General features: G+C 40.8%; 14 protein-coding genes and 2 rRNA genes. 6 read left to right on the top strand and 10 right to left on the bottom strand.

Translation table 11 applies throughout. The features are described from left to right. Nucleotides 1-58 precede the first annotated feature (58 nt). Entirely contained in the window at nucleotides 59-1,606 is a 1,548-nt protein-coding gene (locus tag CWB62_RS12600; RefSeq protein ID WP_138527512.1) for a capsule assembly Wzi family protein, read from the top strand. An 86-nt stretch (nucleotides 1,607-1,692) separates the two neighbouring features. Here the strand turns inward: CWB62_RS12600 and hldE are convergent, their stop codons facing one another. After that, on the bottom strand, nucleotides 1,693-3,132 hold the full coding sequence (gene hldE, locus CWB62_RS12605; protein WP_058404919.1) for a bifunctional D-glycero-beta-D-manno-heptose-7-phosphate kinase/D-glycero-beta-D-manno-heptose 1-phosphate adenylyltransferase HldE: 1,440 nt from the start codon (nucleotides 3,130-3,132) through the stop codon (nucleotides 1,693-1,695). Next, on the bottom strand, nucleotides 3,132-3,722 hold the full coding sequence (locus CWB62_RS12610; protein WP_058404918.1) for a D-sedoheptulose-7-phosphate isomerase: 591 nt from the start codon (nucleotides 3,720-3,722) through the stop codon (nucleotides 3,132-3,134). Before CWB62_RS12610 ends, hldE begins: the two co-directional genes overlap by 1 nt. Nucleotides 3,723-3,904: 182 nt before the next feature. Between CWB62_RS12610 and waaA the strand changes: the two genes are divergently transcribed. Beyond that, nucleotides 3,905-5,182: a lipid IV(A) 3-deoxy-D-manno-octulosonic acid transferase gene (gene waaA / locus CWB62_RS12615; protein ID WP_138527511.1), complete on the top strand. Its 1,278-nt coding sequence runs from the start codon at nucleotides 3,905-3,907 to the stop codon at nucleotides 5,180-5,182. 2 nt (nucleotides 5,183-5,184) lie between these two features. Continuing rightward, nucleotides 5,185-5,733, top strand: coding sequence for a DUF1415 domain-containing protein (locus tag CWB62_RS12620; protein WP_138527510.1), 549 nt, complete (start codon nucleotides 5,185-5,187; stop codon nucleotides 5,731-5,733). A 30-nt stretch (nucleotides 5,734-5,763) separates the two neighbouring features. On the opposite strand, the gene CWB62_RS12625 is transcribed toward CWB62_RS12620, so the two are convergent. The 4 genes from CWB62_RS12625 to purL all read right to left on the bottom strand — a co-directional run bounded on the left by CWB62_RS12625 (nucleotide 5,764) and on the right by purL (nucleotide 12,792). Beyond that, a complete protein-coding gene (locus CWB62_RS12625) occupies nucleotides 5,764-6,093 on the bottom strand; it encodes a YdbL family probable chaperone protein (protein WP_138527569.1) in 330 nt (109 codons plus the stop codon). Nucleotides 6,094-6,103: 10 nt separating this feature from the next. Further along, nucleotides 6,104-6,301, bottom strand: coding sequence for a YnbE family lipoprotein (locus CWB62_RS12630; RefSeq protein WP_138527568.1), 198 nt, complete (start codon nucleotides 6,299-6,301; stop codon nucleotides 6,104-6,106). A 2-nt stretch (nucleotides 6,302-6,303) separates the two neighbouring features. Then, nucleotides 6,304-8,760, bottom strand: coding sequence for an intermembrane phospholipid transport YdbH family protein (locus tag CWB62_RS12635; RefSeq protein ID WP_138527509.1), 2,457 nt, complete (start codon nucleotides 8,758-8,760; stop codon nucleotides 6,304-6,306). 141 nt (nucleotides 8,761-8,901) lie between these two features. Next, nucleotides 8,902-12,792: a phosphoribosylformylglycinamidine synthase gene (purL, locus tag CWB62_RS12640; protein WP_138527508.1), complete on the bottom strand. Its 3,891-nt coding sequence runs from the start codon at nucleotides 12,790-12,792 to the stop codon at nucleotides 8,902-8,904. 211 nt (nucleotides 12,793-13,003) lie between these two features. Between purL and mltF the strand changes: the two genes are divergently transcribed. Next, nucleotides 13,004-14,419, top strand: coding sequence for a membrane-bound lytic murein transglycosylase MltF (gene mltF / locus CWB62_RS12645; RefSeq protein WP_138527507.1), 1,416 nt, complete (start codon nucleotides 13,004-13,006; stop codon nucleotides 14,417-14,419). 180 nt (nucleotides 14,420-14,599) lie between these two features. Continuing rightward, nucleotides 14,600-14,767 (top strand): hypothetical protein, encoded by a 168-nt coding sequence (locus tag CWB62_RS18650; RefSeq protein WP_171034590.1) that lies wholly within the window; start codon nucleotides 14,600-14,602, stop codon nucleotides 14,765-14,767. 10 nt (nucleotides 14,768-14,777) lie between these two features. Here the strand turns inward: CWB62_RS18650 and tadA are convergent, their stop codons facing one another. Continuing rightward, nucleotides 14,778-15,275, bottom strand: a complete 498-nt coding sequence (gene tadA / locus CWB62_RS12650) for a tRNA adenosine(34) deaminase TadA (protein ID WP_058404912.1) — start codon at nucleotides 15,273-15,275, stop codon at nucleotides 14,778-14,780. Nucleotides 15,276-15,453: 178 nt separating this feature from the next. Here tadA and CWB62_RS12655 point away from each other — a divergent pair, with 178 nt between their 5' ends. Then, nucleotides 15,454-16,758 (top strand): inosine/guanosine kinase, encoded by a 1,305-nt coding sequence (locus CWB62_RS12655; protein ID WP_138527506.1) that lies wholly within the window; start codon nucleotides 15,454-15,456, stop codon nucleotides 16,756-16,758. 15 nt (nucleotides 16,759-16,773) lie between these two features. Here CWB62_RS12655 and glsB read toward each other — a convergent pair whose 3' ends face one another. The 3 genes from glsB to rrf (CWB62_RS12670) all read right to left on the bottom strand — a co-directional run bounded on the left by glsB (nucleotide 16,774) and on the right by rrf (CWB62_RS12670) (nucleotide 18,571). Then, nucleotides 16,774-17,697 carry a glutaminase B gene (gene glsB / locus CWB62_RS12660; RefSeq protein ID WP_138527505.1) on the bottom strand — a complete coding sequence of 308 codons (924 nt, stop codon included), beginning with the start codon at nucleotides 17,695-17,697 and terminating at the stop codon, nucleotides 16,774-16,776. Between the two features lie 585 nt (nucleotides 17,698-18,282). Continuing rightward, nucleotides 18,283-18,397, bottom strand: a 5S ribosomal RNA gene (rrf, locus tag CWB62_RS12665). 59 nt (nucleotides 18,398-18,456) lie between these two features. Then, nucleotides 18,457-18,571, bottom strand: a 5S ribosomal RNA gene (rrf, locus tag CWB62_RS12670). Nucleotides 18,572-18,692: the final 121 nt, after the last annotated feature.

Consider the following 18,692-nt stretch of genomic DNA (forward strand, 5'->3'; position numbering starts at 1 on the left):
CAATAACATACTTAGATTGGTAAACTTGCCAACAATCTTAATCACAAGGACCTGAACTTTGCGACACAGAATTTTTATTCTTTCAACATTATTTAGTGCTATCAGTTTATCTGTTAATGCTGAACCATGGGTTAAACCAGATGACTACGGACTAAAAGCTGATATACAACAGCTAGCCGACGCCGGTATTATTTTAGCGCCGGTAACAACATACCCGTTAATGTGGAAGAGCTTTATTAATGATGTTAACAGTATGCCCATCGAGCAATTATCTCCAAGCTTGCAAGACGCATTACTGCGTGTTAAGCATCGTTATAAATCTGAAAACGCAAGTTCACATAGTGTGCAATTATCAGCTTATGCAGCCACAGATCCAATACATACAACGAGCTTTGGCGCTACAAACACTCAAGAATCTGAATTAAGCGCAGCATACGCTTACCTTGGGGATAATTTTGCAGCAAAGATTGCTATTAACTACCGAAACGATGGCAAAAAGTGTCTAATTGAAGGTAAAACAACTGATGATATAGCCTTAGATGATCAAGCGCTTGAAGATTGTAACGACACTTCATTTGACGATAGCTATTTAGCATACCGCTTAGGTAATTGGATTTTTAGAGCCGGCGCCGTAGAGCAATTTTGGGGACCTGGTGTTGATAACAGTTTAATTATATCAGGTAATGCCAAGCCACTACCTGCTCTGAGTGTAACGCGTGAGCAAAGCACTGCGTTTGAAACCCCATGGTTAAGCTGGATAGGGCAATGGAGCTTTACAGCTCAAATGGCAAAACTCGAATCAACCCGCGTAATTCCTGATGCATTACTTTGGAGCAGCCGTTTAAATATTCGCCCAGTTCAACAGTTGGAAATAGCGGTAAGCTGGTCTGCACAATGGGCTGGCGAAGGACAACCTGGCTCTGCAGGTGATTTTATTGATGTAATTACCGGGCAAACCCAGTGTGTAGATGGCAATGAAAGCTGCGATAGCTCATTAGAGTCTAAAATTGGTAACCAGCTAGCAGGTATTGACGTTCGTTGGGCTGATACATTATTTAGCCACCCATACGCTATTTATGCCAGCACCATAGGTGAAGATGCCAGCTCACAATTTAAACCAGCCGATAGAGCTTACTTATTTGGTGTGCAAACGACCCAACGCATTTATGATCAAAATGTATTAGTGAATGTAGAATACATAGATACAGGTGTTTCGTGCGCAGCGGAATCAACCAATGAAAACTGTTATTACGAACACACTGATTACAAATCAGGTTACCGCTACCACGGCAGAACTATAGGTTCAACGTTTGATAATGACGCACAATCTGTAGTATTAACATTATTAGGTCAACTTTCGAATGGTGATGACTGGCAGGTAAAATTACGTAGCGTGGATTACAATAGTGATAATAGTGATAAAGCCCCTGATAATCCTGATATAGGTAATACAATTACTAAGACGGGTTATAACTCAAAACAGCTTGAACTTCGTTACAGAAAAATCACCATGGGTGGGCGTTTAACACTAGGTGCTTTTGCATCTCAAAATGACGATGCGGAAAATGACACATCTGCCTTTGCTAAATACGAATATAACTTTTAGCCAGTATTTTAAATACACTTTATTCAGGCTTTAAAAAAGGGGATGAGAGCAACGCTTTCATCCCCTTTTTTATACGCAAAATATACTTACTGCTTTATTTTGCTAATCACTTTTGATGTAGAACAACCATCTAAAAATGTTAGCACTTCTACTTTTCCGCCATGGCGCAGTACATGATCGGCCCCTGCTATTTGCTCTACAGTATAATCGCCACCTTTTACTAAAATGTCAGGGCTTATTTGCTCAATTAATTTAGCGGGTGTATCGTTTTCCTCAGCGCTGCCAAAGGGGATTACCCAATCAACAGAGGCAAGTGCACTTAATACCATTGCGCGCTCATCAAGTGGATTTATTGGGCGCTCAGGGCCTTTTAAACGGGTAATAGATTCATCATTATTTAACCCTACAACGAGTCTATCTCCGCGCGCTTTAGCTTGTGCTAAATAGCGCACATGGCCTGCATGTAAAATATCAAAACAACCATTGGTAAATACAATGGTTTCGCCGTTTTGTTTTGCAAACTCAATATGCTGTAGCACATCATCAAATGGGGTTTGGTAGTGCTCGCCATTTGTGTGTAAGTACTGGCCTAACTTTTGACTTAGCTCTTCTGGTGACACTGTGGCTGCACCCAATTTACTTACCACAATGCCTGCAGCTAAATTAGCAATTTCTACTGCATCTTTAGGGGGCATACCTGCTCCAAGCATTACAGCTAAAGTTGCAATTACGGTATCACCTGCGCCAGTTACATCGCTTACTTCTAGCTGCTGAGCTGCAAAGTCGTGCTTTTCATCGGCATTAATTAACGACATACCTTGCTCTGAGCGTGTAAGTAGCATGGCTTTAATACCATTTTTACTAATAAGCTCACGAGCACTTTGCGCTAAAATCTCTTCAGAGCCTGTTTTACCGCCTGCTAAATTAAACTCATGTAAGTTAGGCGTAATGTAGTCTGCGCCCTCGTATAAGTGTAAGTCTGGCGATTTAGGATCGATAAGTACGGTTTTACCCGCCGCTTTTGCAATACTCACCATCTCTTTAATTAAGCTGAGCGAGCCTTTACTGTAATCAGAAAACACCACAAAATCGTATTCATCAAGCACCAGCTCTAAGCGATTTAATAACAGCTGGCTATGCTGCTCAGTAAATGTCTCTTCTAAATCAAGGCGCACAAGTTGTTGATGGCGGCTAATAACGCGCATTTTAGAAATAGTCGGTAAATCACATACACTCACAAGCTGTGAGCTTATTTTTTCACCTTTTAAAATTGTTTCTAAAATTTGCCCACTTTCATCTTCACCAATTAAGCCAAGTAACCCTACTTTGGCATCAAGCCTAGCAATGTTTTTAGCAACATTGGCAGCGCCACCGGCTTTGTCTTCAAACTTGCTTACTTTTACTACAGGTACTGGCGCTTCTGGCGAAATACGCCCAGTGTCACCGTACCAGTAGCGATCAAGCATTACATCGCCCACCACTAAAATACGCGCTTTAGATAAGTTTTTTAATAGCGATAAATCCATTACTGCTGCTCCGCAACAACCATATCTATGGCTTCACATAACCAGTGGCCAATAAACATATGCGCTTCTTGAATACGTGCTGTTTCATCGTTTTTGATAATAATTGGCAGCTTGGCAATGTTTTTTACTTTTCCGCCATCACGACCTGTTAATGCAACAGTATACGCGCCAATTTTATTAGCAGCTTCAAGTGCTAAATTAATATTTGCACTGGTACCTGAGGTTGTTAAACCAATCACTAAATCTTCTGGTTTACACAGCGCCTGAACTTGGCGCTCAAACACGGTATCAAAATGGTAGTCGTTACTGTGCGCAGTAAGAATTGACGTATCAGTTGTGAGCGCCATAGACGCAAGCGGTCCTCGCTCTAATTTATAACGTACTACAAATTCGGCCGCTAAATGCTGAGCATCCGCTGCACTTCCGCCGTTACCAAACCAAATAACCTTACCACCAGCTTGTAATGCACTATGGCATGCTTCTAATAACTGCATAGACTCTTGATGATAAGCCTCCATCGTTTCAAATAAGGCTTGATGACGGTTTAAACTTTCAACGTAGCTTGTTGCCACAGAATCGATAATTGACATGAAAAATTCCTCTAGGAACTGAAATGGCAGGAAAAAATGAAATCCATTATTCCACAGTTTTATTTAGTTGTGTGTATTTTATAGGAATATAGCTGAACTGGAACATAATTTAGTGCTTCACATGTTCAGAAATTATCACTTTCGCGTTAAACTAAGGGCACTTACCTCAATAAAAGTTCAGTATGGCACGCATTTTTTACTCATTCGCTTTAATTTTAATTAGCCCGCTGATTGTATTTTACTTATATGTATTAAGAGGTAAAAAAAACAAAGGCTACCGCGCACACTTTAAAGAGCGCTTTGGCTTTGTGAGCAAAAGCTTATTTACAAGCAAAAGCAAACCGTTAGTTGTGCACTGCGCCTCTGTAGGTGAAGTACTTGCAGCTGCACCACTTATTAAAGCGCTGCAAAAACAACACCCCCAGCTTAATATACTTATTACCTGCAATACCCCTACAGGGCGCGAGCAAATAATTAATCAGTTTAAAAATACCGTGGCGTGTAGTTATTTACCTATGGACTTTGCGTTTTCGACCGCCCGATTTTTAAAACGTATTAACCCACAAGCACTATGCATATTAGAAACCGAGCTTTGGCCAAACTTAATGGCAATAAGCCATAAAAAGAACATTCCGGTACTGGTACTTAATGCACGCTTGAGCGAAAAATCGCAACAAGGGTATCAAAAGGTTACCAAGTTAACGCAAATAATTATGCGTTCAATCACGGTACTTGCAAGTCACAATAAAAAAGATGCCGAGCGGTTTATTGAGCTAGGTTTACCCCCCTCAAAAAGCCATGTTACAGGCTCAATAAAGTTCGACATTACGCCAAGCGACGAACAACTGACTAAAGTGGCAAATCTTAAATTCGTGTATAAAACTCAAGAGCGTTTTGTATGGGTGGCAGGCTCGACTCACCCACTTGAGCACGAAATGATATTAAACGCCCATCAGCAACTATTAAAAAAGTACCCAAATGCACTTTTAATCATTGCCCCGCGACACCCTGAACAGTTTGATAAAGTAGCCGACACGTTAGCTCAAAGCCCACTTAGCTTTAGTCGTCGCAGCAACAATAACTATCAAAACGAACACGTACTATTGGCCGATACACTTGGCGAACTGCAATGTTTATATGGCGCTGGTAATGTAAGTTATGTAGGAGGTAGTTTAATTCGCCGCGGCGGGCATAACCCACTTGAATCTGCAGCTTTTTCAGTTGGTGTTATAACTGGCCCATATACGTATAACTTTGATCATATCTACCCTGAACTTATAAAGTTAAAGGGGGCTGTGGTTGTTGAAAACACTGATGAGCTTGCTACACAGTTAATTAATTTAAGCCAAAACACTAAAGCCTGCCAAACTTTAGGGAATAAAGCGCAGCAGTGCGTATTAAAAAACCAAGGCGCCATTAAAAAAACATTAACCATAATTAATCAGTATTTAGAGCCATAAGCATGACCAATTTAGCTATTACTCAAACCCGTGAGTGGGTATCGTCGGTTATTGTAAAATATAACTTTTGCCCATTTGCCCGCAAAGAAGTTGAGAACAACTGCATTCATTATGTGCTTAGCCCAGCAGTAAAAATTGATGATGCGGTAATGGATATGCTTGAGCAATGTACTCAGCTTGATCAAAATCCAGAGCGCGAAACTACATTAATATTGTTTGATAACGGCTTTAGTGATTTTGAAGACTTTTTAGATTTAGTTGATTTAGCCAATGCGCTACTGGTTGCACAGGGCTTTGAAGGTAAATATCAAATTGCTAATTTCCACCCTGACTACGTATTTGCCGACAGCGATGAAGATGATGCCGCAAATTACACAAACCGAGCTCCTTACCCTACACTACATTTAATACGCGAACTAAGTATGAGCGAAGCGCTTGAAGGCTATGACGAGCCAGAATCTATCCCTGAGCACAATATTAAACTTGCAAGGCGAAAAGGCATCGACTTTTGGCAGCAGCTTTTAGAAGGCATAAAAAAACCGAGCGCATAAACGCTCGGTTTTTAAGTATCAAATTCAATATTATTTTTTAACCCAGCTGCCATTTACTTCAACATAATGACCACTTTGGGTTTTTTCGATTGTTTTAGCCGCTGCGAGTGCTTCTACTTGGGCGAGCGATAAATTGTTCTTTTTAGCTAGTTTTAAATACTGAGCTTTACGCTTTGCGTTAATTTCTTCAACAACAGCTTTAGCTTCGCTATTTTGTACTACTAAGCCTAAATAACCCGAACTGTTCTCACCCACTAAGCCTTGGTTTTTAGCGTCATCTAAACTAATCGCCCACGCCGAAAACGACAAACATACCGCACTTACTAGAGTGGCAATACTTAATTTATTTTTTATAGTCATCATTTAGCTCCTAAAATAATTCGCTGTCGTCACTGAACAGGGTATCGAGTTCTTTATCTACTTTTACTCGAATTTCGTGATCTACTTTTACATTTAGATTGATAGTTATTGGCTCTTTCGCTGCCACCTCTACTCTGTGTGTACATGCGCTTAGTGCGCTAATAGCAGCAAGGGCAATGATTGCCTTAATGCTTAACAAATTTTTCATCATTAGTTTCCTTTTTGAGAATATTGCTGCTCAACTTTTTGTGTTATTTCGTCACTTAATCTTAGCGCTCTAAGTAGCGTAAACACGTTTTCTTCGTGGTTATAGTTAAAATTAACTTGCTGCTGTTGTGGCGCATTAAAGCCTTGTAAGTTAACACCTAAATTTAACCAACCATCACTTTTAAGTGCCACTGTACTATTAAGTTTTTGTATATCAAGGTTTTTAAGTAAGCCCAGTACAGGTTGTAATTCTTGTTGCTGTTGCATAACAGAGTCAAACGCTTCGTTATTGTTAATAATAAGCTTACCTTCACCTTGGTTTAATAAGCTGCCGTTTGTAACCTCTACGCCACTGTCACTAAAATGAAGGGGCAGCCACCCTTTTAATCGGCCCGTTAAGGTAATTCCCGACTTGTCATCAAGGGTAATAAGCTTACTCGCATCAATATCTTTAAAAGTAACATTAGCTGTTTGCTGCGATTTTAAAAGCGTGTATTTATCTAATTCAAATACCCCATCAAACACATTACCGCTTATATCAAATGCTTGCGCGCTATTGTTAACCACTTTTATTTTGCCATTAATATTATTAACTACTGCGCCAGCTCTTAATTCATTGAGGTTAAAGGTAGTTGGCTCAACATTAAGCTGCCCTGAATCATATTGCCCACTAAGTTGCGCACTAAACTGGTTAGCTAAGTAATCGTTATAAAGCGCACTGGTATCATCAATAGTTAAATTAAAATTAGCTTTTTGTAAGTTAACATCGCCACTAATACGCCCACCAAACTCGCCTTGAGTGAGTTGAGCTAACGGCTCAAATTGGCTAACAATTGAATTTAGCAAAAGTACATTTTGCTGCGGGACTATTACTTCAAACGGGTGTTCTACTTTAGAAATATGGTGATTAGCCACCAGCTCTATACCGTTTACAAATACATGATGAGACGCTTTAAGCGCTCGGCTTTGAATGCCCTTTGAATCCACGTTTATATTTTCTAAATCAATGCTCGAGCTTGTCAGTGTACTTATTTGAGTATTCGCTGCTAAATGAGCAAATAACTCACCCACGCCTAAGTTTGCCTTTGCACTGAGGGTATTGTTGATACCAGTGAGCTTATACTCATCGTATTGAGCGCTTTTAAACTCACTTTTTAAAACCACGCTTGCATCGAGCTTTTCACTCATACTTGCCACTAGTTTACCTGTGTAAGTGTTAATAGTAGTGCCATAAGCAACGGCTTTGTCAAAGCTAAAGGTAGTACTTACTTTACCTACGGGCTTAAACTCAATAAGTTGAGTAACTGTAAAATCCCCTTTGGCTTTAATATTATTAGCCTCAGCCGGTAAAAATTCAGGAAAAGCGGTAAGCGCAATATCGTAATTGCCACTTAGTTGTGTGTTTTCAAGCTGCGTATTAAGCACTACAGCCTTTATATCGTCAGTGTGTAGCTGCGCTTTAAGCTGCGTGCGCGCACTTTGCAACGGTGTAGCAGTATTAACGAACGTATCTGTAAAGGTTATGTCTATCTCTTGCTCTGTTTGCTCATCGCTTGTAAGCGTTATTAACGGCAAGGTTAAGTTATTATCTACTAGGCTTATTGGTTTAGGTAAAGCCCAGTGCCAATTAAGGGGAAGTTGCTTAACTGCAAAGGCCTTGTAATCACCTTCAGGAATAAGAGATTGGCAATTATTACTAAGCATTACGTTATTTTTAAGCTTGCTTGGGTCAAGTGAAAGCTTTTGGGTATTTAAATTATACGCAGTGCTTAGCACCCCTTTAGTAATATTACTAATGTCGCAGTTTTTGAATTTATAGTCATACCGCGCCTGCAAACTCCCAGTGGAGCTTCCCTCTATCCCATTAAAGCCAAATGCTTGCGATGTATTAAAGCTAAGGCCACTAAATAACGTGTTATCGGTTTTAAGTAATTGTTTAAGCAATTCATCACTAACTTTAAGCTGCCCTTGTACCTTATTATTGTAAAGCGTTGCGCTGGCACTTAAAGCACCACTTACTACAAACTGGTTAAGCTTAGGCTCGTTAATACTTAAAATTAAAGGCTGATTTAAAAACTCACTGTTTATACTTAGTTGCTCAACTGTAATTGTTGGCCTTTTTTCGGGCAGGGCTAAATCTAAAATTGTTGCGGGACTACTTGCTTTATCACTTTGAGGAAGTGGATTTATATTAAGCGCCGCATGTTTAATTTCAACATGGCGAGTATTTGCGGTAATACCTGTAACAACAAGCTCTTGATTTTGGTAACTCAAGCACGCTTTTTGTACATGCACATTTAGCTTGCTGGTAAGCGAAAAGTCTAAACAACTTAAAGTAACACCCGCTTTGTCAAGTTGAGGCGCTACAGCCCATTGTAATAGTGGCAAACGAAATACATAGCCAAGCAAAACTACACTTAGCAATACAGTACCCATAATTAAACCAACGCGCTTTAACATACTATCCTTATAAGCTTTTATTAATACCTTACAAACTATCGCAATTTTAAATCTACGCAATCAAAAAAGGCTGCACAGGCAGCCTTTTTTATTTTACAGCTAGATTATGAATCTAGCTTGTATAGGGAGTGATTGTGATCACTAGCCTACATTTTTACGTGCATTGCGGAACATACGCATCCACGGGCTATCCTCTTTCCACTCATCTGGGTGCCAAGAGTTAGCTACAGCGCGAAATACACGCTCAGGGTGCGGCATCATTACTGTTGCACGGCCATCAGTAGAAGTAATACCAGTAATGCCTTCTGGTGAACCATTCGGGTTAGCCGGGTATTGCGTTGTAGGGTTACCGTAGTTATCTACAAATTTAACCGCGACAGTGCCGCTTTCAAGCGCAACTTGAGTGGCAGCATCATTTGCAAACTCAGCATGGCCTTCACCATGAGATACAGCAATTGGCATACGCGACCCAGCCATACCACTGAAGAACACAGACGGATTCTCTTGTATTTCTACTAAGCTAAAGCGTGCTTCAAAACGCTCAGACTTATTAGTGACAAAACGAGGCCAATGCTCAGTACCTGGAATTAACTCTTTAAGCGTTGATAACATTTGGCAACCATTACACACACCTAAACTAAAGGTGTCTTCACGGTGGAAGAAATTTTGGAACTGATCGCGTGCCATATCGTTAAACAATATAGACTTAGCCCAACCTTCACCGGCGCCTAATACGTCACCGAAAGAGAAACCACCACATGCCACTAAGCCTTTAAACTGCTCAAGGGTTAAACGCCCTTCGAGGATATCGCTCATGTGTACATCAACAGCAGCAAAACCAGCACGGTTAAACGCAGCAGCCATTTCTAGGTGCGAGTTAACGCCTTGCTCACGTAAAATAGCCATTTGTGGTTTAGCACCTGTCGCAATGTATGGCGCAGCTATATCTTCGTTTAAGTCAAAGTTAAGTTTTACGTTTAAGCCTGGATCTTTTGCATCAAACTTGGCATCAAACTCTTGTTTAGCACAATCAGGATTATCACGACGTGCTTGCATTTGGTACGTTGTTTCGGCCCAAATAGTACGCAATTCAGTACGAGTATGATTAAGTACCGTTTGTTCGCCGCGGTTAAATACAATGCTATCGTCGCTATTAAGCGAGCCAATCACGTGACTAATTGCAGATACACCGTGTTGTTCAAACACTGCATTTACGGCCTCTAAGTCGCTGTTAGCCACTTGAATTACTGCACCAAGCTCTTCGTTATAAAGTGCTTCTAAGTCTGAGCCAGTTAAACCCGCTAAATCAACGGTTACACCTGTGTGCCCTGTAAATGCCATTTCAGCTACGGTAGTAAATAAACCACCGTCTGAACGGTCATGATAAGCAAGTAGTTTGCTATCTGCTACAAGTGCTTGCATAGCATTATAAAAGCCTTTAAGTAACTCAGGGCTATCTACATCAGGTGTAACATCACCAAGCTGCTTGTAAACCTGTGCAAGACTTGATGCACCCATGCGGTTTTTGCCAGCACCTAAATCAACTAAAATAAGCGATGTGTCGCCTTTATCAGTGCGTAACTGTGGCGTTACTGTTTTACGTACATCATCAACACGGCCAAAGGCTGTAATAATAAGCGATAACGGCGACGTTACTGATTGCTCAGCACTATCGTCTTCGTTTTTCCATGTCGTTTTCATCGACATAGAATCTTTACCTACAGGTATAGTTAAACCAAGTGCAGGGCAAAGCTCTTCGCCAACCGCTTTTACGGCTTCGTAAAGGCCTGCGTCTTCACCTGGGTGACCCGCTGCGGCCATCCAGTTAGCAGATAGCTTAATGTTCTCAAGGCTGCCAATGTTTGCACAGGCAATATTAGTTAACGATTCAGCCACCGCTAAACGCGCCGAAGCACCGTAATTTAATAGTGCCGCCGGAGTACGCTCCCCCAGTGACATGGCTTCACCGTGATAAGTATCGTACGTTGCCGCGGTCACTGCACAGTTAGCAACAGGGATTTGCCAAGGGCCAACCATTTGATCCCGTGCAACTAAACCGGTAACTGAGCGGTCGCCAATGGTAATTAAGAACGTTTTTTCTGCAATGGTAGGTAAGCGTAATAAGCGCTGCGCAGCATCTGCTACGTCAATAGCGTTTGCATCTATGGCAGTACCAGTTACTTGCTGAGATGTTACATTGCGGTGCATTTTAGGCGCTTTACCTAATAATACATCTAGCGGTAAATCAACAGGGCTGTTATCAAAGTGGCTGTCTGCTACGGTTAAATGACGCTCTTCTGTGGCTTCACCAATTACTGCGTACTGTGCGCGTTCGCGCTTACAAATGGCTTCAAAACGGTCAAAGTCTTCAACAGCTACAGCAAGTACATAGCGCTCTTGCGATTCATTACACCAAATTTCATGAGGTGCCATGCCTGGCTCATCGTTAGGAATATCGCGTAGTTGGAATTTACCACCACGGCCACCATCGTTTACCAGTTCAGGAAACGCATTTGATAAACCACCAGCGCCTACATCATGAATAAATGCTATTGGGTTTTCGTCGCCTAACTGCCAACATTTGTCGATGACTTCTTGACAACGACGTTCCATTTCTGGGTTTTCACGTTGAACTGAAGCAAAGTCTAAGTCTTCGTTTGATTGGCCCGATGCCATGCTTGATGCTGCACCACCGCCTAAACCAATGTTCATAGCAGGGCCGCCTAGCGCAATTAGTTTTGCGCCTACAGGAATATCGCCTTTTTGAACATGATCAGAACGAATATTTCCTAAGCCACCGGCAAGCATAATTGGTTTGTGGTAACCACGTACCTCTTCCCCATTGTGGCTTGTTACTTTTTCTTCGTACGTGCGGAAATAACCTAATAAATTAGGACGACCAAACTCATTATTAAATGCAGCACCGCCCAGTGGGCCATCCATCATAATATCAAGGGCATTGACTATACGACCAGGCTTACCAAAGTCGCTTTCCCACGGTTGATCGTAACCTGGTATACGTAAGTTAGAAACCGTAAAGCCAACTAAACCTGCTTTTGGCTTAGAACCACGCCCTGTTGCACCTTCGTCACGAATTTCACCACCTGAACCGGTAGCCGCGCCAGAGAAAGGAGCTATTGCTGTTGGATGGTTATGGGTTTCAACTTTCATTAATATTTCAATGTCTTCTTGATGATACGCATATTCACCTTGCGCATTCGGGAAGAAGCGACCCGCTTTTGAGCCTTTCATTACGGCTGCGTTATCTTTATAAGCAGACAATACATTTTCAGGGTTGTGCTCAAAAGTATTTTTGATCATTTTAAACAGCGATTTTGGCTGTTCAATGCCATCAATTGTCCAATCAGCATTAAATATTTTATGACGACAATGCTCTGAGTTTGCTTGTGCAAACATAAACAATTCTATGTCGTTAGGATTACGACCTAGCTTTTTAAAGTTCTCTACTAAGTAGTCTATTTCGTCATCGGCAAGAGCAAAACCTTGATCAACATTTGCTACAGCTAACGCTTCGCGACCACCACCTAAAATATCAACTGATGACATTTCACGAGGAGAATCATTACGGAATAACTGCGCTGCTGCTTCAAGCTCAGTGTGTGTAGCTTCGGTCATACGGTCGTGTAATAAAGCCGTTACTTGTCCAAGTTGCTCTGCACTTAGCTCACCTTCTATATAATAAGCAATACCGCGCTCTACACGGTGGACCTGTTTAAGGCCACAGTTATGCGCTATATCGGTTGCTTTAGATGCCCAAGGCGAAATGGTACCAGGGCGAGGTGTAACAAGTACTAATGTGCCAGCTGGGGTATGCTCGGCAATAGTTGGACCGTAAGTTAATAGCTTTTCAAGCTTGGTCTGCTCATCAACACTCAAAGGCGATGTTAAATCGGCAAAATGAGCATATTCGGCATATACGTTAGTGACTGGAAGTTGCGATTGCTGGCAACGCGCTAAAATTTTATTAACTCTGAACTCTGACAGTGCTGGTGCACCACGAAGGATCAACATAGATAATTTCATCCGGGGTTAGGGATTGAACGATATTTTAGGCACGCATTATAGTCCAATTAGTCATCATATTTAACTCCAAATTACGCTTTTCATAAAATTAACTTCTTACGCTTTATTTATTCTCTTCCCTACTAATAAAATAAATAGGAAAGTGACGAAATGATTAAGTTTTGTTATAACGGGTGTTAGCGTGTTAAAGGGGCACTCAATGTTCAAAGAAAAGCTAATAACAATCATTACTTTAGTTATGCTGTTGTGTGCATGTAATATGCAAGAACAGCCAACTCAACTCGCCCAAATTAAAGAGCAAAACAAAATACGTGTGGGCACGTTGGCAAGTGCGAGTAATTATTATCAAGCAGTACAAGGCGAGCAAGGCTTTGAATATGAGCTTTCTCAAGCGTTTGCCGATTACTTAGGTGTTGAACTGGAAATAGTCCCTTTTTTTAATTTATCTGATATGTTTGAGCGCTTAGAAAGTGGTGACTTAGACCTAATTGCCTCAGGCCTTACATACAATAAAACGCGCGCACAGCAATACCGCTATGGCCCTACCTACAGAACAATAAGCCAAAAATTAGTATATAAACAAGGTCGTGTTCGTCCTCGTAAATTTGACGATTTAGAAGGTAACTTTACGGTTATAGCCAAAAGCAGTCACTCTCTTACTCTACAAAAAGCGCAAAAAAACAACCCATCACTCACCTGGACCGAGAGTGAAGAGTTTGATGAAGAGGAACTACTTCAAGCTGTTATAGATGGTGAAATAGACTATACCCTAGCCGATTCGCATACATTATCGCTTTTTAGGCGCTATCATCCTAATTTAAGTATTGGCTTTTCAGTCAGCCGTAATGATCCAATAGCGTGGATACTTCGCAAGTCAAAAGATGACTCTTTATACGCCTTACTCGTGCCATTTTTTGGTGAAGTAAAACAAAACAACCAACTTTATGTACTCGAAGAAAAATATTTTGGTCATGTACGCCAGTTTAACTATGTGAATACATTAGCTTACATAGAAGCAATAAAAGAAACGCTCCCTACATATCAACCATGGTTTGAGCAATACGCAGGGGATCTTGACTGGCGTTTACTCGCAGCATTAAGTTACCAAGAGTCGATGTGGAACCCTCGCGCTAAATCCCCAACGGGGGTTCGTGGTATTATGATGCTTACACGCAGTACAGCTAAACAAGTTGGTGTAACTAATCGCCTTGAGCCAGAACAAAACATTCGTGGTGGTGCTCAGTATCTAAGTAAATTAATAACCCGTATTCCTGATAGAATACCTCAGCCAGACAGAACTTGGCTTGCTTTAGCGGCTTATAATGTTGGTTGGGGTCATGTAAATGACGCGCGTATTATCACCCAGCAACAAGGGGCAAGCCCTGATAAATGGGCCGACGTGAAAAAGCGTTTACCGTTATTGATCAAAAAACGTTATTACCGTAAAACACGCTATGGCTATGCTCGTGGTGACGTTGCAGTTCATTATGTTGATAATATTCGCAGATACTACGACGCACTGGTATGGCTTGATGAAAACAATGCAATGACAGAAGAAAATACCACTACAGAGCATAATAGCGACAGCAGTATAAAACAAAATGAATCGCCATAGCGGTTCAATGAATTAGTAGTAAATTTAGTATTTATAAAAGATTACAACTCTAAAGCAGTGAGTAACTAAAATATCTGTTTACTTGTCATGAAATGATCACTAATGTGTGATAATTGTATATCTTAACATTTTCAAAGATATGCCTTGTGCCTTTCTCACTCTCACGCATTAGGAGAACACATGCTAAAACGTAGACGCACGCAAAAATTAAAAAGAAACGTTATTTATTCAACGGCAACACGTCGTCGTATCATGTTACGTGGTTTACATAAAAAAATAATATGGCGTCGCAGAATGTTTGCAATGCAACAAATGGAAGCATCAGACACCCTACCTGTAGGCAATTGATAACGTATTTTTAAGCTTCACGAGCAGCTTTTTTGGCTGCTTTAATTTGTGCTCTTCTTCGTTTAAAAAATTCAGAAATAGTGTTTCCGCATTCATCAGCTAATACCCCTTTAACAACTTCAACTTGATGGTTAAGCCTTGGTTCTTGCAGTAAGTTCATAATAGAACCTGCTGAGCCGGTTTTTGCATCTGTGGCGCCGAAGACTAAACGCTTTATTCTGCTATGTACTAACAGACCTGCACACATTGAGCATGGCTCAAGTGTTACATATAAGGTGCAATCAATTAACCGATAGTTATTTAGCACTTTACCGGCTTCTCTCACAGCAATCATTTCAGCATGAGCTGAAGGGTCATTATCTGTAATAGAACGATTGTATCCAGCCGCTATAAGTTGATTATCTTTTACTAAAACAGCACCAACGGGAATTTCGTTAAGCAACTCTGCTTGTTTTGCATATAAAAGCGCTTGCTCCATCCAATAAGCGTCGTCAAATGGCTTGTTCATTATTTCTTCTTCAATTGCCTTTTATGCTTTAATTATACCTAGTTAAAACCCTAAAGCGTGTCATTGATTACTTTATTGCAAAAATAAAACACTATTTAGCTGTTAATAATGGCTCACTGCCGCTGATTTACGTTATAATCTCACGCTTTTTTTATTTAGCTCACAACACGGGTAGCGAATGAAATTTCCTGGACGCCGCAGGCATAAACATTATTTTCCAGTGGAAGCCAAAGATCCACTAACTAATCAACTTAACGCAACAGATAGATTACAACGTAGCTATATTACGGGTATCGATCAAATCGTTGTTGATATCGAAGCAAAAGTTGATCAAGCTTTCCTTGATGAGTTTCAACTACGCAGAGGCATGTCACAGGTTATAGACAGTGACATAACAAATTCTCTGTACGACCGTTTAAAATTAAACGACATGGTTGATTATGAGTTTGCAGGTGGAACAATTGGTAACACAATGCACAACTACTCTGTGCTTGCCGATGATCGCTCTGTTTTATTAGGTGTAATGAGCGAAAACATTAAAATAGGAAGCTACGCATATCGCTTTTTATGTAATACCTCAAGCCGTGTAGATTTAGATTATTTACAGCCTGTTGACGGACCGATTGGCCGTTGCTTTACCCTAATTGATGAAACGGGCGAACGCACCTTTGCAATCAGTGCGGGTTTAATGAATTACCTACGCCCAGAATCAATAGATAAATCGTTAATAGAAAACTCATCGGCTTTAGTCATTAGTGCATACCTTATGCGTACACAAGATGACGAAACCATGACAGATGCAACTATGCAAGCTGTTAAATATGCTAATGATGCTGGCGTTCCTGTTGTTCTAACACTAGGCACTAAGTTTTTAATAGAGCAAGATCCTGCATGGTGGGCAAACTTTGTTGAAAAGCATGTAGACATTCTTGCTATGAACGAAGAAGAAGGCTTTGCTATTACAGGATTTGAAGACCCGCTTTTAGCTGCAGACAAAGCATTAGACTGGGTGGACCTTGTTATATGTACCGCAGGTGAGAAAGGGTTATTTATGGCAGGCCACGTTGATGACAGCTTTAAACGTGAAACTGAATATCCACTACTGCCAGGCGCTATTGCAGACTTTAACCGTTATGAATTTTCACGCGCTATGCGTAAAGCTGATTGCGAAAAACCTATAAGAGCTTACAGCCACACGGCCCCTTTTATGGGCGGACCTGACTCAATCAAAAATACAAATGGTGCAGGCGATTGCGCCCTAGCTGCTGTACTACATGATTTATCAGCAAATGTTTATCACAAACTTAATGTGGCAAACTCAGCGAAGCACGATCAACAAGCCATTACATATTCATCTCTTGCACAAATTAGTAAATATGCAAACAGAGCAAGTTATGAGGTACTTGTGCAACACTCGCCGAGGTTATCGCGTGGTTTGCCTGAGCGTGAAGATTGTTTAGAGCAAGTTTATTGGGAGCAATAAGCTCCCTATACCTTTCTAAAAAATAGAAATATCGAGCTTTTTAGATAGCAGCTCTAATGCTGCTATCCCCGCGACTGAGTTACCAAACGAGTTTAATCCTGGCGAATAAACTGCAACAGTAAATTTATTCGGTAATACCGCAAGAATAGTACCTGAAACCCCTGACTTCCCGGGCATACCCACTCTATATCCAAAATCACCTGCAGCATCATACAGACCACTGGTAAATAATAATGAATTAAGCTGTTTATTTTGACGACTACTTAAAACACGCTTACCAGAGAGTTGATCAATGCCTTTATTTGCCAAAAAATTATATGCCTTAGCTAGTTCAACACAATTAAGCTCAATAGAGCAAAAATTGAAGTATGACCAAAGCACATCATCAACTTCATTCTCAAAATTACCAAATGATTTCATTAAATGTGCCATAGCAGCATTACGGTGCCTAAATTCATACTCAGAGTTAGCCACTTTTTTATCAATCACAATACCGCGGTTACCTGATAGCAACCTGAATGTTTCGAGCATAGAATGCATAGGTGCAGACAAACGGCTATAAAGCGCATCACAGGTAACAATAGCACCAGCATTTATAAATGGGTTACGCGGTATGCCTTTTTCAAATTCAAGCTGAGTAAGCGAGTTGAAAGCAGTACCTGAAGGCTCTTTACCTACTCTACTCCAAAGTTCATCACCATAACGCTGTAACGCCATAGTTAATGTCATCACTTTAGATACAGATTGAATAGTAAAGCGCTGCGAACAATCACCTGCGCAAATTATGTCACCCTCAGTAGTATATATAGCAATAGAAAACTGCTCAGGATCAACTTCAGCAAGTGCAGGAATATAATCGGCTACTTTTCCCTTAGACAATAAAGGGGCGACTTCTTGAGTGATTTCATTTAATACACGTTGGTAATCTGTAGTAGGCAATTAACACCTCAAATAGGTTTAGGTAAATGAAAATATTACCATGTCTCAGATTAAACGAGCTAGTTTAGTTGAATGAAAAATATTTATTAAATTTTGGGGATAAAAGCAGACGCTAACCTCGTTAGTGAGGCACGGGTTGACGTTTTAAGTTAGTGCGTTTACGCAAAAAACCCGTTACATTAATGTAACGGGTTTCTCTTAATTAAATCCTAGTAATGTCGTGGTGCCCACAGCGGTGGAGAGTCACATAGCAAATGGGATAATATCGTTGGCCGGGGCTCGCCTTCGAGCTGTTTTGTTTCACTACTGAGTTCGGCATGAGCTCTTGGCTATTTTACTAAACCCCAGACAGTAAAAAACCCGTCACATTACTGTAACGGGTGTCTCTTAATTAAATCCTGGTAATGTCGTGGTGCCCACAGCTGTGGAGAGTCACATAGTAAATGGGATACTATCGTTGGCTAGGGCTCGCCTTCGAGCTGTTTCGTTTCACTACTGAGTTCGGCATGGCCTCTTGGCTATTTTACTAAACCCCAGACAGCAAAAAACCCGTCACATTACTGTAACGGGTGTCTCTTAATTAAATCCTGGTAATGTCCTACTTTCACATAGCAAATGCTACACTATCATCGGCGCTGTTTCGTTTCACTACTGAGTTCGGCATGGAGTCAGGTGGGTCCAAAATGCTATTGTCACCAAGAAAATTCTTTTCAATTTTTTTATTTTTATTTAGTTTAAAGTCCTTCGACTAAATTTGAAGCCTGGTAATGTCCTACTTTCACATAGCAAATGCTACACTATCATCGGCGCTGTTTCGTTTCACTACTGAGTTCGGCATGGAGTCAGGTGGGTCCAAAACGCTATTGTCACCAAGCAAATTAGGTGCAAAGGATTAATGACAAGCACGGAGTGCTTCCTTTTCCTTTGCGCAAGGTGCCTCAATGTTAACGCTACGCGCTAAGAGTCACCTCATAAATTTGGAAAATATCTGATAA

Source organism: Pseudoalteromonas sp. S408 (assembly GCF_005886645.1).
Taxonomy (GTDB): domain Bacteria; phylum Pseudomonadota; class Gammaproteobacteria; order Enterobacterales; family Alteromonadaceae; genus Pseudoalteromonas.

What these genes read in the sequence shown, in the direction of transcription:
- hldE (WP_058404919.1), bottom strand. Translation starts at nt 3,132, where the DNA reads ATGGATTTATCGCTATTAAAAAACTTATCTAAAGCGCGTATTTTAGTG.
- CWB62_RS12610 (WP_058404918.1), bottom strand. Translation starts at nt 3,722, where the DNA reads ATGTCAATTATCGATTCTGTGGCAACAAGCTACGTTGAAAGTTTAAAC.
- waaA (WP_138527511.1), top strand. Translation starts at nt 3,905, where the DNA reads ATGGCACGCATTTTTTACTCATTCGCTTTAATTTTAATTAGCCCGCTG.
- CWB62_RS12620 (WP_138527510.1), top strand. Translation starts at nt 5,185, where the DNA reads ATGACCAATTTAGCTATTACTCAAACCCGTGAGTGGGTATCGTCGGTT.
- CWB62_RS12625 (WP_138527569.1), bottom strand. Translation starts at nt 6,093, where the DNA reads ATGACTATAAAAAATAAATTAAGTATTGCCACTCTAGTAAGTGCGGTA.
- CWB62_RS12630 (WP_138527568.1), bottom strand. Translation starts at nt 6,301, where the DNA reads ATGAAAAATTTGTTAAGCATTAAGGCAATCATTGCCCTTGCTGCTATT.
- CWB62_RS12635 (WP_138527509.1), bottom strand. Translation starts at nt 8,760, where the DNA reads ATGTTAAAGCGCGTTGGTTTAATTATGGGTACTGTATTGCTAAGTGTA.
- purL (WP_138527508.1), bottom strand. Translation starts at nt 12,792, where the DNA reads ATGTTGATCCTTCGTGGTGCACCAGCACTGTCAGAGTTCAGAGTTAAT.
- mltF (WP_138527507.1), top strand. Translation starts at nt 13,004, where the DNA reads ATGTTCAAAGAAAAGCTAATAACAATCATTACTTTAGTTATGCTGTTG.
- CWB62_RS18650 (WP_171034590.1), top strand. Translation starts at nt 14,600, where the DNA reads ATGCTAAAACGTAGACGCACGCAAAAATTAAAAAGAAACGTTATTTAT.
- tadA (WP_058404912.1), bottom strand. Translation starts at nt 15,275, where the DNA reads ATGAACAAGCCATTTGACGACGCTTATTGGATGGAGCAAGCGCTTTTA.
- CWB62_RS12655 (WP_138527506.1), top strand. Translation starts at nt 15,454, where the DNA reads ATGAAATTTCCTGGACGCCGCAGGCATAAACATTATTTTCCAGTGGAA.